This window comes from Actinoplanes sp. NPDC048988, from assembly GCF_043197815.1.
Lineage (GTDB): Bacteria > Actinomycetota > Actinomycetes > Mycobacteriales > Micromonosporaceae > Actinoplanes.
In genome coordinates, this window is sequence record NZ_JBICTW010000001.1 from 370,197 (window position 1) to 381,616 (window position 11,420).

At 71.1% G+C, this 11,420-nt stretch carries 13 protein-coding genes; 4 read left to right on the top strand and 9 right to left on the bottom strand.

Features of this window, described 5'->3' with window-relative positions; translation table 11 throughout:
• Nucleotides 1–67: 67 nt before the first annotated feature.
• Complete coding sequence (locus ACGFJ7_RS01785; RefSeq protein ID WP_360243540.1) at nt 68–463, top strand: YbjN domain-containing protein; 396 nt, start codon at nt 68–70, stop codon at nt 461–463.
• Nucleotides 464–550: 87 nt separating this feature from the next.
• On the opposite strand, the gene ACGFJ7_RS01790 is transcribed toward ACGFJ7_RS01785, so the two are convergent.
• The 5 genes from ACGFJ7_RS01790 to ACGFJ7_RS01810 form a co-directional block, all read right to left on the bottom strand.
• Nucleotides 551–2,065, bottom strand: coding sequence for a S1 family peptidase (locus tag ACGFJ7_RS01790; RefSeq protein WP_360241803.1), 1,515 nt, complete (start codon nt 2,063–2,065; stop codon nt 551–553).
• A gap of 89 nt (nt 2,066–2,154) precedes the next feature.
• On the bottom strand, nt 2,155–3,843 hold the full coding sequence (locus ACGFJ7_RS01795; protein ID WP_360241806.1) for a ribonuclease J: 1,689 nt from the start codon (nt 3,841–3,843) through the stop codon (nt 2,155–2,157).
• 33 nt (nt 3,844–3,876) lie between these two features.
• Nucleotides 3,877–4,770, bottom strand: coding sequence for a 4-hydroxy-tetrahydrodipicolinate synthase (dapA, locus tag ACGFJ7_RS01800; RefSeq protein ID WP_360241809.1), 894 nt, complete (start codon nt 4,768–4,770; stop codon nt 3,877–3,879).
• A gap of 26 nt (nt 4,771–4,796) precedes the next feature.
• Nucleotides 4,797–5,321, bottom strand: a complete 525-nt coding sequence (locus ACGFJ7_RS01805) for a DUF2752 domain-containing protein (protein ID WP_360241812.1) — start codon at nt 5,319–5,321, stop codon at nt 4,797–4,799.
• Between the two features lie 5 nt (nt 5,322–5,326).
• Nucleotides 5,327–6,547 carry a DNA glycosylase AlkZ-like family protein gene (locus tag ACGFJ7_RS01810; RefSeq protein WP_360241815.1) on the bottom strand — a complete coding sequence of 407 codons (1,221 nt, stop codon included), beginning with the start codon at nt 6,545–6,547 and terminating at the stop codon, nt 5,327–5,329.
• Between the two features lie 56 nt (nt 6,548–6,603).
• Between ACGFJ7_RS01810 and ACGFJ7_RS01815 the strand changes: the two genes are divergently transcribed.
• The 3 genes from ACGFJ7_RS01815 (at nt 6,604) to ACGFJ7_RS01825 (ending at nt 8,465) form a co-directional block, all read left to right on the top strand.
• The gene (locus ACGFJ7_RS01815) at nt 6,604–7,167 is read left to right on the top strand and encodes a GNAT family N-acetyltransferase (protein WP_360241818.1); all 564 of its coding nucleotides are present in this window, start codon (nt 6,604–6,606) and stop codon (nt 7,165–7,167) included.
• A 4-nt stretch (nt 7,168–7,171) separates the two neighbouring features.
• The gene (locus tag ACGFJ7_RS01820; protein ID WP_360241820.1) at nt 7,172–7,582 is read left to right on the top strand and encodes a DUF393 domain-containing protein; all 411 of its coding nucleotides are present in this window, start codon (nt 7,172–7,174) and stop codon (nt 7,580–7,582) included.
• Nucleotides 7,583–7,712: 130 nt separating this feature from the next.
• Entirely contained in the window at nt 7,713–8,465 is a 753-nt protein-coding gene (locus ACGFJ7_RS01825; RefSeq protein WP_360241823.1) for an LPXTG cell wall anchor domain-containing protein, read from the top strand.
• Here the strand turns inward: ACGFJ7_RS01825 and ACGFJ7_RS01830 are convergent.
• The 4 genes from ACGFJ7_RS01830 to ACGFJ7_RS01845 are packed head-to-tail and all read right to left on the bottom strand — an operon-like array spanning nt 8,462 to nt 11,382.
• On the bottom strand, nt 8,462–9,322 hold the full coding sequence (locus ACGFJ7_RS01830) for an MFS transporter permease (RefSeq protein WP_360241826.1): 861 nt from the start codon (nt 9,320–9,322) through the stop codon (nt 8,462–8,464). The two genes, ACGFJ7_RS01825 and ACGFJ7_RS01830, sit on opposite strands and share 4 nt — an antisense overlap.
• On the bottom strand, nt 9,319–9,762 hold the full coding sequence (locus tag ACGFJ7_RS01835; RefSeq protein ID WP_360241829.1) for a hypothetical protein: 444 nt from the start codon (nt 9,760–9,762) through the stop codon (nt 9,319–9,321). The genes ACGFJ7_RS01830 and ACGFJ7_RS01835 overlap by 4 nt, the downstream gene beginning before the upstream one ends.
• Nucleotides 9,763–9,766: 4 nt before the next feature.
• Nucleotides 9,767–10,519, bottom strand: a complete 753-nt coding sequence (gene dapB / locus ACGFJ7_RS01840; RefSeq protein ID WP_392641268.1) for a 4-hydroxy-tetrahydrodipicolinate reductase — start codon at nt 10,517–10,519, stop codon at nt 9,767–9,769.
• Nucleotides 10,507–11,382, bottom strand: coding sequence for a phosphatase PAP2 family protein (locus ACGFJ7_RS01845; RefSeq protein WP_392641270.1), 876 nt, complete (start codon nt 11,380–11,382; stop codon nt 10,507–10,509). The genes dapB and ACGFJ7_RS01845 overlap by 13 nt, the downstream gene beginning before the upstream one ends.
• Between the last annotated feature and the right edge of the window lie 38 nt (nt 11,383–11,420).

Consider the following 11,420-nt stretch of genomic DNA (forward strand, 5'->3'; position numbering starts at 1 on the left):
CGCTCATGAATCCCGGAGGCGCACCGGGACGAACTAAGATCGACAAGTGCAGCCGCTCACCCAAGAAATGATCACCGCCGCCCTCGACGAGCGCGGCTTCACCTACTTCACCGACGCCGACGGCGACATCGGCGGTAACTTCCAGGGCAACCTGATCTACTTCTTCCGCATCGGCGAGCAGCAGGAAATGATCCAGATCAGGGCCATGGTGCGGCACGTCTTCGGCATGGAGGACGTGGTACGCCTCTACGAGTTCTGCAACGCCTGGAACCACGACCAGCTCTGGCCGAAGGCGTACGTGCACATCTCGGACGACGGCACCGTGAACGTGGTCGGCGAGGTCATCGCCGACTGGGAGCGCGGGGTGACCCCCGAACAGCTCGACCAGGTCGTGATCTGCGGCATCGCCACGGGCTGCCAGCTGGCCGACGCCGTCGGCGCCCTCCGCGAAACCAGCGACTGAGACACAAAAAAGAGCCGGAGGAGCCGAACGGCTCCTCCGGCATCGGTGCGATCCGCCGAACCCGGCAGGGTGGGTGGCGGCGCGCGCTTACGGGGTGCTGAACCCGAGCGTGTAGTCGCCGGCGCCCGCGGAGGCCGCGACGACGTACCGGTAGGTGCCGGAACGCCCGTTGAAGGTCAGCGACTTCACCTCGTCGCCGGTGGCCGTGGCGACCGTGCGGAAGCCCCGGTTGGTCAGCCGCTGGAGCACCAGGTCGAAGTCGGTGCCGTCGGCCGCGCTCAGGCACGCCGTCTGCCGGCCCGCGTTCGCTCGGAACGCCCCGCCGTTGGGCTGGGCCTGTGCCGTGCGCTCCCGGAGCGTGCCGCTGCGCTGGACCGCCTGGTCCGCACACGCGCCCGCCGCCTCGGCCGGCGGAGCCTCCGGGGCCTCGGCGCCGCCGCCGCTCGTGACCAGGGTCAGGTTCTCCGCCGCCAGGATCTCGTTCACCGGCTGGAAGAACGTCTCGCCGCCGACCGTGCAGTCGCCGGAGCCGCCCGAGGTGAGGCCCTGGGCCTGGTCGCCGGAGAGCCACGGGCCGCCGGAGTCGCCGCCCTCGGCGCAGACGTCGGTGCGGGTCAGGCCGGTGACCGCGCCCTCCGGGTAGACCACCGTCTGGTTCTTGGCCAGGATCGTGCCGCAGCGGGTGCCCGTGGTCGAGCCCGAGCGGCAGACCGCCGCCCCGACCGGGGCCTCGGCGTTGCCGGCCACCGGGAGCTCGTTGCCCTCGAAGTCGTTCACCACCGCGCGCGGCGTCCAGTTGCCGTTCACCTCGACGAAGCCCATGTCGGCGTCGCCGGGGAAGGTGGAGGCCCGTACCGTGCCCTGCGCCTGCTGGTTGAAGCCGGTCGTGGTGTCGCCGACCGCGCCGCAGTGCCCGGCCGTCACGAAGCCGCCCTCGACCGAGAAGCCGATCGAGCAGCGGGCCGTGCCGCCGTCGACGGCGATGAAGTACGGGTCGGCGCCGCGTACGTCGAAGAGGGGTTTCGGCTTGGCCGTGCTGGTGATCACCCGGTAGGTGCCGGACCCGACGCCGGCCGCCCGGGCCAGCTTCTTCGCGGCCGCCTGGGCGCCGGGCTGGGCCACCACGACCAGCTTGTTCGTGGCGACGTCCACGTACCAGCCGGTCAGGCCGTTCGCACTGGCGTCGGCGTTGTCCAGCTTCTCCTTGGCCGTGACCAGGGCCTGTTCGCTCCGCTCGACCAGCACCGGCTCGGCCCCGGCCTTGCGGACCGCGGCCTCGGCCGCCTTGTCGGTCACAGCCACCTTGAGGGTGGTGCCGTCGGTCGCGAGCCAGGCGCCGCCGAAGTCGGAGCCGGTCTGCGCGGCCAGCCGCGCCGAGACCTTGCTCGCCCAGTTCGACCGCTGCAGGCGAGCCGTCGCCTGGTCACCGCTCAGGCCGAGGTCGCGCCGCATGGCCTCGAGGATCCGGGCCGTGCCGCCGCTCTTGGCCGCGGGTTTGTCGCCGGACGGCGTGGTGCCGGCCATGGAGGGCAGGGTGAAGGCCACCGCTGCCCCGGCTGCCACCACGACCGCCGCCGCCACGGCGATCCGTCTGCGCTGCATCTTGAGGAACTCCCCTCGCCAGCGGTGCCGTGGGGGCGGCACCGGTGACTTGAGGTACGGACGAGCGCAGCGAAAGGTTGAAAAACGCCTCAGACTTCCACGACCGTTGGCACGATCATCGGCCGGCGACGGTACGCGTCGTTCACCCACCGGCCGACCGTGCGCCGCACGACCTGCTGCAGCTGGTGGGTGTCGGTGATGCCGTCCTCGGCCGAGCGGTGCAGGGCCGCGGTCAGCAGCGGGATGACCGGGTTGAAGGCGTCCGGGTCCTCGGAGAAGCCCTTGGCCGAGATGTTGGGTTCGCCGACGACCTTGCCGGTCACCGAGTCGATCACCACGGTGGCCGAGATGAAGCCGCCGTCGCCGAGGATCCGCCGCTCGGTGAGCAGCGACTCGCTGACGTCGCCGACCGCCAGGCCGTCCACGTACACGTACCTGTTCTTGACCCGGCCCACGTGACGGGCGTGGCCCTCGACGAGGTCGACCACGTCGCCGTCCTCGCAGAGCACCACCCGGTCGGGGGCCACCCCGGTCTCGATGCCGAGCTGGGCGTGGGCGCGCAGGTGACGCCACTCGCCGTGCACCGGCATCAGGTTGCTGGGGCGTACCACGTTCAGCAGGTAGCGCAGCTCACCGGCCGGGGCGTGGCCGGAGACGTGCACCTTGGCCGTCTCTTTGTGCACGACCGTGGCGCCGGCCCGGGACAGCTGGTTGATCACCCGGTAGACCGAGGTCTCGTTGCCCGGCACCAGTGAGCTGGCCAGCACCACGGTGTCGCCGGGGGCGATCGTGATGTGCCGGTGGTCGCCGGTCGACATGCGGCCGAGCGCGCTCATCGGCTCGCCCTGCGAGCCGGTCGACATGAAGACGATCTCGTCGCCGGGCAGGTGGGTCGCCTCGTCCAGGCTGACCAGCAGGCCGTCCGGGATGTTGAGCAGGCCCAGGTCGCGGGCGATGCCCATGTTGCGCACCATCGAGCGGCCGATCAGCGCGACCTTGCGGTCGTACTCCCAGGCGGCGTCCATGACCTGCTGGACGCGGTGCACGTGGGAGGCGAAGCTGGCCACGATGATGCGGCCCTTGGCCTTGCCGAAGATGGCGCTGAGCACCGGGCCGATGTCGCGCTCGGGGGCCACGAAGCCGGGCACCTCGGCGTTCGTCGAGTCGGAGAGCAGCAGGTCGACGCCCTCGGCGCCGAGGCGGGCGAAGCCGGCCAGGTCGGTGATGCGGCCGTCGAGCGGCACCTGGTCCATCTTGAAGTCGCCGGTGTGCAGGATCAGGCCGGCCGGCGTGCGCACGGCCACCGCCAGCGCGTCCGGAATGGAGTGGTTGACCGCGAAGAACTCGCAGTCGAACGGCCCCAGCCGCTCGGTCTGGCCCTCGCGCACGGTCAGCGTGTACGGGTCCAGGCGCCGCTCGGCCAGCTTGGCCTCGACCAGCGCGAGCGTGAACTCCGAGCCGACCAGCGGGATGTCCGCCTTGTGGGCGAGCAGGTAGGGCACGGCCCCGATGTGGTCCTCGTGGCCGTGGGTGAGCACGATGGCCTGAATGTCGTCGAGCCGGTCCAGGATCGGCGTGAAGTCGGGCAGGATCAGATCGACGCCCGGTTGCTCCACGTCGGGGAAGAGCACACCGCAGTCGATGACCAGCAGCTTGCCGTCGAACTCCAGGACCGTCATGTTGCGGCCGATCGCGCCGAGCCCGCCGAGCGGGATGACGCGCAGGGCGCCCTCCGGCAGCGGCGGTGGCGTGTCCAGCTCCTCGTGCGCTTGACTCATTCGCTTGTTTCTATCTCTCTTCTACGGGCTCTTCTACAGGCCGATGCCGGCCGCGGCGGCATCCGTACGCAGCTGGGCCAACTCCTCGGCGGTCGCCTCGACCAGCGGCGAGCGGACCGGGCCGGCCGGGCGGCCCGACGCGTTGAGGCCCGCCTTGACCAGCATGGTCCCCGGCGCCCGGAAGATGCCGGTGAACAGCGGCATCGCCCGGCGGTGCAGGGCGAGGGCGGCGGCGTTGTCGCCGCGCTCGAACGCCTCGATCATGTCCTTGGCGAGAACGCCGGTGAAGTGGGTCGACGTGCCGACCAGGCCGACCCCGCCGATCGACAGCAGCGGCAGGGTGGCGGCGTCGTCACCCGAGTAGTAGGCCAGGTCGGTGCGGCTGAGCACCCAGGAGGAAGCGGTCAGATCGCCCTTGGCGTCCTTGACCGCCACGATCCGCTCGTGCTCGGCGACGCGGCACATCGTCTCGGTGGCGATCGCCGTGCCGGCCCGGTGCGGGATGTCGTAGACCATGATCGGCAGGCCGACCGCGTCGGCCACGGTCAGGAAGTGCTGAGCGACGCCGGCCTGCGGCGGCTTGTTGTAGTACGGCGTCACGACCAGCAGGCCGTGGGCGCCGGCCTTCTCCGCCGCGTGCGCCAACTCGATCGTGTGGGCCGTGTTGTTGGTGCCCACTCCGGCGACGATCCGGGCCCGGTCACCGACCGCGTCGACGACGGCGCGGAGAAGAGTCTCCTTCTCGGTGTCGGTCGTCGTCGGGGACTCGCCCGTGGTGCCGCTGACGACGAGCGCGTCGTTGCGCTGCTCGTCGACGAGGTAGGTGGCCAGTTTCGCCGCGCCCTCGACGTCGAGGGAGCCGTCCGGGGCGAACGGGGTGACCATGGCGGTCAGGAGCCGTCCGAAGGGTCGCGGGTCGTGCGTCATACCCACCAACCTATCGGACTCCCCGCTCAGACGTAGAGCGCGGTGAACGGGGCCCAGGGCAGGTTGCGCAGCACGCTCCAGACGGCCCACACCGCGACAAAAGTGATCAGGACCGCCGGGCTCGGGGTGAGCTGCGGGAGCTTCCAGTTGAACAGCCTTTTCCCGGCCCAGGCCACATACATGTACAGCAGGAAGGGCACGGCGAAGGTGAAGATCGCGTGGTGCCGGGCCGCGGCCGGAAGATCTCCGTGAAGCAGGTACCACGCGGCGCGGGTGCCGCCGCAGCCCGGGCAGACGAACCCGGTCGTGTATTTGAGCAGGCAGGTCGGCGGCTCACCGGCGGCGGCCTCGGCGGGATGGGTGGCCAAGGTGTAGCCGACCGCACCGCCCATGCAGGCCAGAAGGGCGAACGGCGCGGCCCAGACGGGTGACCTCGTCCAGACCCGCTGCACGAAGCGGGTGACCCGGTCCGGCCGCGGCTGGGCGTAGTAGTCGAGCCACTCGGGCGGCACCGGGGGACCCTGCACCGGCTGTTGGTCCAGCGCGCTCATGGCCGTCACGGTACACCTTTGAGCGCCGCGGCCAGCGGGCCCGCGAAGTCGCCCCGCTCGGGTGCCGCGACGCGCTCGAGGCCCAGCCAGCCGGCCAGCCGGTGCAGCTCGGCGGCGAGAGCGGCCGCGGTCTCCTCCTGGTCGGCGCCGGGCTCGAGCCAGGCCGCCGGGACCAGCAGCTCCCCCGCCTTGCGGTCGGCTTTGAGGTCGACCCGGGCCACCAGTTCGTCGCCGAGCAGGAAAGGCAGCACGTAGTAGCCGTAGAGCCGCTGCGCGGCCGGCACGTAGATCTCGATCCGGTAGTTCATGCCGAACAGCCGCTCGGTGCGGTTGCGCTCCCACACCAGCGGATCGAACGGGCTGATCAGCGTCGCGGCCGTGACCCGCCGCGGCAGCTTGGCCTCGTGATGCAGATAGACCGGGCCCTTCCAGCCCTTGACCTGGACCGGCAGCAGCACCCGGTCCTCGATGAGCTCGGCCACGGCCTGCTTGAAGCCGGCGACCGGAAGCCGGAAGTAGTCGCGCAGCTCGGCCTCCGCCCCCACTCCCACCGACCGCGCGGACAGCTCGACCAGGGCCCGGAAGGCGTCCTGCGGATGGGGCGTGGGCGCGTTGAGCACCGCGTACGGCAGCACGCGCTCGGGCAGGTCGTAGCGCCGGGCGAACGAGGTGGTGCGCTCGGCCGCGGTCACCTGGCCGGTGTAGAACAACCACTCCAGCGCTTGCTTGACCGACGACCAGTTCCATCCCCAGTGGTCGGTCCGCCGCGGCTCATCGTGCTCGATCTCCGCCGCGGTGATCGGGCCGCGGTCGCGGACGACGCCCAGCACCCGCTCGATCAGCTCGGGTCGCTCGCGGGCCATGCGGACCATGCCACCCCACGCGTAGTCGACGGCGCCCTCCATCCGCCACCGGAACAGCGGCTGGAGATCGGTCGTGACCAGCGACGCCTCATGACCCCAGTACTCGAACAGCTCGCGCGGCTTGCGGTAGGCCGCCCGCTCGAGCAGTTCGACCGGATAGGGGCCCAGGCGGCTGTACAGAGGCATGAAATGCGCCCGCTGAAGAACGTTCACCGAGTCCATCTGGATGAGGTGGACCCGGCGCAGCACCCGCCGCAGGTGGCGCATGTCGGTGGCGCCGCCGGGCCTGGCGTCGGTGAAGCCTTGGGCCGCCAGCGCGATGCGCCGGGCCTGCGCCACGGAGAGAGTCTCGGGAAGTGCCACGACGCGAACGGTAGACGAGGGGTGTGACAAAAATCCGCCTCGGTAGGCTGCCCGGCATGGCAATCGGCTTCGTCCGTCCCGCGCGCCCCGGCGACGCCCCCGAGATCGCCCGGGTCCAGCTCACCACGTGGCGCACCGCGTACCGGCGGATGTTCCCGGCACACGTACTGGCCAACCTGGACCTCGACTATCTGACCCGCGGCTGGCAGGCCGCGATCGAGGAGCCGCCCTCGGCGAGACACCGGGTGCTCATCGCGGTCGAGCAGAGCGACACCGCGACCCAGGTGGTCGGCTTCGCCGCCGCCGGGCCGGCCGACGAGCAGGCCCTCGCCCCGGAGGAGCCGCCGCTGGGTGAGACGACGGCCGCCGTCACCGACCTGCTGGTCGAGCCGCGCTGGGGCCGCCGGGGCCACGGCAGCCGCCTGCTCAGCGCCGCTGTCACCCACTGGCGCGACGACGGCTTCGAGCGCGCGGTGGCCTGGGCCTATGAGCAGGACGAGGCCATGCGGAAGTTCCTGGCCTCGGCCGGCTGGGAGCCCGACGGCGCCGGCCGGGCCCTCGACGTGGACGACATGCTCGTCCCCCAGGTGCGGCTGCACGTCGCGGTCGCGGAAGAATAGAAGGGTGACCGCGACCTTCGTCTACGACGGCGACTGCTCCTTCTGCACGACGTGCGCCGAGTTCATCGAGCGCCGCATCCCCACCCACGCCCGGGTGATCCCCTGGCAGTTCGCCGACCTCGACCAGCTCGGGCTCACCACCGAGGAGTGCGAGGAAGCGGTCCAGTGGGTCGGCCCGGACGGCGAGCGCGCCTCGGGCCCGGACGCGATCGCCCTGATGCTGCGCGACGCCGGCCGCCTCTGGCAGGTCGCCGGCGGCGCTCTGCAGATCGGCCCGGTCCGCCTGGCCGCCTGGCCGGCCTACCGCTGGGTCGCCGAGCATCGCCACCTTCTGCCCGGCGGGACGGCGGCCTGCTCCCTCCCGCAGGCCCAGCGCGATCTTCTTTACGGCAAGACCGCAGAGGTACGGGATTAGCGAAAGGCGCCGCTTCCACAGCCGCGCTGATCCGGTGGTCACCCCCTCTGCCGCCGGTGCCGGGCTGTCCTGCCACGAAAGCTTCTGTAACATCCCCTTGCTTCGATACGTAACGGGGAGGAAGTAACGCATGCGAGGGAAGATGGCAGCCGGCGTTCTCGTGGCGCTGGCCCTGCTGATCCCGGCGGCTCCGGCGATGGCTCAGGCCGCGACGCCCGTGCTCGGCGCGGATTGCCAGACGGTCGAGCCCAAGGTGTTCAAGGACATCCGCCCGCTCCTGACCATCGATGTGGACACCGCCAACGAGGCTGAGGTCCGGCGGCTGGCCTATCAGATCCTGGCCGCGACCGAGGGCCAGTCGCTGCCGGTTCTGCCTCCCGCGCTGGAGGAGAGGCTGAAGGGCACCTCGGAGGACCTGCGGGCCTTCCTCAAGAAGGGCTGGCAGGCGGCCTGGACGGCGGATCTGCGGATCTCGATCGGCCGGACCATGACGGACGCGGGTCCCAACGTGCGACAAGCCGCGAACAAGGTGCTCGACGGCGAGTCGTACGACGACTACCTGACTTACCTGAACGAGGGCGTGTACGCCGCACGGGCGCTCGACTGCGCGTCCAAACCCACACCCACGCCGACCGTGACGCCGACCGTCACCCCCAGCGCCACGACGACCGCCTCGCCGGTTCCCACGTCCTCCACCAGTTCGAGCAGCGCCCCCGGCACCACTCCGGCCGCCGGCTCGGGCGACACCGGCGGTGCGGGTGGCGGCCTGCCCGTGACCGGCTCCGCCACCGGCCTCGTGGCCGCCGTCGGGGGCGTGCTCCTGCTGCTCGGCGCGGCCGGCTACGTCATCGGCCGCCGGCGCCGTTCCCGCTTCGTGGCCTAACCGGCCCGTCGCGCCCGGCTCGGTGAGAGCCGGGCCGGGCGCGGAGAGCGGCGGCGTACCCACTCGATCGGGCGGACCTTCTCCAGCGGCAGGAAGCTCGCCATCGCGGCCAGGTGCGGCGCGAACGAGATGGTGATCATCGAGAACGTCATCACGTGGAACGAGTAGAAGAAGGCGACGCCCCAGTTCCGCCACTTCTGCGGTATCACCCAGATCAGCGGGCTGAGCAGCTCGAACAGGATGATCCCGAACTGGGCGGCGATCAGCAGGCCGGGCACCACCGCGATGTGGTCGGCCAGCCAGGTGCCGCGGCGGATGATGGCCTGGGCCAGCACGGCGCTGGTCAGCCAGTCGATGCCGCCGAAGCGGAGCTTCGCCAGGGCGGCCAGGAAGTACGTGCAGATCACCGCGATCTGGGTGACCCGCAGCGCCCAGCCGGCCCTCTCCGACAGCGAGAGGTCGCCGTGGCGGGCGCGGCCGACCGTGGGCAGGACGGCCAGGGCGACGAGCAGGCCGACGCGGTCGTGGTCGACCTTGCCGTAGCTCATCGCGATGATCATCCACTCGAAGTACAGGGCGAAGACCGCCCAGCCGAGCGCGCGCGGAGCGCGGCCGGTGGCGGCGGCCACGGCCAGCACGAGCAGGGCCCAGAACACCGTCCAGACGAGCAGCGGCGTCGGCGTCGGCAGGTGCAGGATCCGGCCGACCAGCAGCGGCTGGTAGAGGTCGCCGGGAGTGTTGGCGTGCGAGCGCACCCACGGCGTGAAGACGGTCAGGTCCAGGGCCACGAAGGCGTAGACCAGCGTGCGGAAGGCGGCGACCCGGCCGAGCGGCACGGGAGCGAAGAGCCACCTCATGGGCGCGTCCATTCGGCGACGACCTCGTCGCGGTAGTCGCCGGTGGGCCGGGCGTGCTCGATGCCGTGCCAGCGGATCACGATCTTGACGGTACGCAGCGGCGCGGCGCCCGGCGAGTGCGACGCGTAGGCGTCGGCGATCTGGCTGAGGCGGGCCGGATCCGACTCGTACGCGGACTGCTGCCCCTCGATCTCGGCCCGCCGGATGCCGCTGTTGCCCTCGGTGATCGCAACCGTCCGCCCGGCCGTGTCGACGCCCTCGACCCGGGTGTCCTTGGCGTCCCCGTTGGGATCGGGCGCCGTGGAGTACATCCGGAACGGGCCGAACGGAAAGTCGTCGTCGACGCCCCAGAACGTGCCGGCGAGCAGCAGCGCCCCGGCGACCAGGGTGGCGACGACCCGCACACGACGGCCCCGCACGGTCAGCTCATTCGCAGCCATCGGCTCAGTCCAGAAAGCTGTCGAGACCCACTGTCAGGCCGGGACGAGACAGGATTTTCCGTACGCCGAGCAGGACGCCGGGCATGAACGAGACCCGGTCGAGCGAGTCGTGCCGGATGGTCAGGGTCTCGCCCAGGCTGCCGAACAGGACCTCCTGGTGGGCCACGAGCCCGGCCGCGCGGATCGCGTGGACCCGTACCCCGTCGAGGTCGGCCCCGCGGGCGCCCGGCACCTCCTCCTTGGTCGCGTCCGGCATCGGGCCCCGACCGGCCTCGGCGCGCGCGGAGGCGATCAGCTTGGCCGTGTGCGTGGCCGTGCCGCTCGGCGCGTCCAGCTTGCGCGGGTGGTGCTGCTCGATGATCTCGGCCGAGTCGAAGTAGCGGGCCGCCTTGGCCGCGAACTGCATCATCAGGACCGCGCCGATGCCGAAGTTCGGGGCGATCAGCACACCGGCCGACGGCCGGCCGGCCAGCCAGGAGCGGATCTGCTCGTGCCGCTGGTCGGTGAAGCCGCTGGTGCCGACCACGAAGCTCTTGCCCCGCTCGAGGCCCCAGCGCAGGTTGTCCATCACCGCGCCGGGATTGGTCAGGTCGACGAGCACCTGGGCGTTCGCGGCGGCCTCGAGGTCGTCGCCGCGGCCGAGCGCCGCCACCAGCTCGAGGTCGGCCGCCGCCTCGACGGCCTTGACGGCCTCGGAGCCCATGCGGCCCTTGGCGCCGAGGACGCCCACACGGATCGGTTCAGTCACGGCGTCAATTTAGCCCGGTTGCGCCACCAGCGTTCCAGCAGTCCCACGACCAGGAACGTCAGCGCGACGTAGATCCAGCCGACCAGCACGTCGATCACGTAGTGCTCGCCGGTGTAGACCAGCGTGAAGGTCATCGCCAGCGGGTAGGCGAACAGCAGCGGCCACCAGCGCTTGCGGACCATCGGCAGGAAGAAGGCGACCGCCATCATCGCGTACGCGGTGTGCAGGGAAGGCATCGCCGCGACCGGGTTGGACTGCTCGACCTGCAGCGCGTTGAGAGTGTTGCCGGCGCCGTGCAGGCCCAGCACCTCCAGGCCGCGGAGCGAGAAGCGCACGACGTGCTCGGGGATGTAGTGGTACTGAGAGGCCCACCAGGGCGGCGCCGCCGGATAGAGGAAGTACGTGATCAGGCCGGCCATGCTGAGGAAGATCCACCGGCGCATGAACCGGTACGAGAGTTTGCGGCTGCGTACCCACAGAATGACCGCGACCGTCGGCACGGCCAGGAAGTGCGAGATGTAGACCAGGCTGGTCACCACCTCCCACCACGGCACGTGGTCCTTCGTGTAGAGGTGTTCCTGGAGCCAGACGGTGGGGATGTGGCCGCCGAACAGCGCCTTGTCCGCGTCGATCATGGGGTAGACGTGCGGATCGAAGAGCTTGTCGGCCGAGCCGCGCGACACGTTGTAGAAGACCAGCAGCAACACGACCGGCAGCCAGTCGCGCAGGAACAGCAGGTGCTCACGCCACGGCAGGTAGCTGCGCCAGGCGATGGTGGCCAGCCAGAGCCAGCCGAACGCGAGGAGCACGTCGCTGGTGGGCACGCCCACCAGGGTCACGAAGACGGCGAAGGCCGCCGCCCAGATCAACATGCCGATGACCCGGCGGCGGCGCTGCTCCGGGGTGATCT

Excerpts from the sequence above, each read along its gene's own strand:
- ACGFJ7_RS01815 (WP_360241818.1), top strand. The coding sequence starts at position 6,604 with ATGGCAATCGGCTTCGTCCGTCCCGCGCGCCCCGGCGACGCCCCCGAG.
- ACGFJ7_RS01845 (WP_392641270.1), bottom strand. The coding sequence starts at position 11,382 with ATGTTGATCTGGGCGGCGGCCTTCGCCGTCTTCGTGACCCTGGTGGGC.
- ACGFJ7_RS01830 (WP_360241826.1), bottom strand. The coding sequence starts at position 9,322 with ATGAGGTGGCTCTTCGCTCCCGTGCCGCTCGGCCGGGTCGCCGCCTTC.
- ACGFJ7_RS01825 (WP_360241823.1), top strand. The coding sequence starts at position 7,713 with ATGCGAGGGAAGATGGCAGCCGGCGTTCTCGTGGCGCTGGCCCTGCTG.
- ACGFJ7_RS01785 (WP_360243540.1), top strand. The coding sequence starts at position 68 with ATGATCACCGCCGCCCTCGACGAGCGCGGCTTCACCTACTTCACCGAC.
- ACGFJ7_RS01835 (WP_360241829.1), bottom strand. The coding sequence starts at position 9,762 with ATGGCTGCGAATGAGCTGACCGTGCGGGGCCGTCGTGTGCGGGTCGTC.
- dapA (WP_360241809.1), bottom strand. The coding sequence starts at position 4,770 with ATGACGCACGACCCGCGACCCTTCGGACGGCTCCTGACCGCCATGGTC.
- ACGFJ7_RS01790 (WP_360241803.1), bottom strand. The coding sequence starts at position 2,065 with ATGCAGCGCAGACGGATCGCCGTGGCGGCGGCGGTCGTGGTGGCAGCC.
- ACGFJ7_RS01795 (WP_360241806.1), bottom strand. The coding sequence starts at position 3,843 with ATGAGTCAAGCGCACGAGGAGCTGGACACGCCACCGCCGCTGCCGGAG.
- ACGFJ7_RS01805 (WP_360241812.1), bottom strand. The coding sequence starts at position 5,321 with ATGAGCGCGCTGGACCAACAGCCGGTGCAGGGTCCCCCGGTGCCGCCC.